The 513-nt window shown below is 71.5% G+C and carries 1 pseudogene; it reads right to left on the bottom strand.

The annotated features are described in order from the left end of the window. Positions 1-513, bottom strand: a pseudogene (locus EJC49_RS25875) (hypothetical protein); the annotation flags it as partial.

Below are 513 nucleotides of genomic sequence, written 5' to 3'. Positions count from 1 at the left end.
TTCGGGCGCGATCGGATCCGGCACGGGCGCTGCCGGGGACTCCACGGCTTCAGGCGCGTCTGCTTCGACCGGGGCGACCGGCTCGAGCATGTCGGCTTGGACCGCAGCCACGGCGTCGGGCTCGATATCGACGAATGCATCGATCGGCGCCACCGCTTCGGCCGTATCGATCACGGTGGCTTCGGCCGGTTCCGGCTCCACGGTTTCGGAAAGCTTCTGCTCCACGGGTTGGAGGGGCTCGCCACGGGCAACGGTGACGCCGTCGTTGCCGGCGACCGTCGCCGCAGCGCTCTCTGTCGGTCGGTCGAACACGATCTCCACCGAGACGCCGTCGGTTTCGGCCTCCATGCCCTCCACTGACAGCTGGCCGGCGAGCCAGACGAAGGCGACGGCATGGATCGTCGCCGACAGGAGCAAGGCGGCCGTGACGCCCAGCCTGCGGCCGCGCCGCGCGCGCGCGGGCAGCAGCGCCGCGTTGGCTCCGACGGACGGCAGGCCCGACAGCGGCAAGCC

This window comes from Aquibium carbonis (assembly GCF_003970795.1).
GTDB classification, from domain to species: Bacteria; Pseudomonadota; Alphaproteobacteria; order Rhizobiales; family Rhizobiaceae; genus Aquibium; species Aquibium carbonis.
Note: the sequence above shows the minus strand (reverse complement) of the source record. Positions and strands in the feature narration are given on the sequence as shown.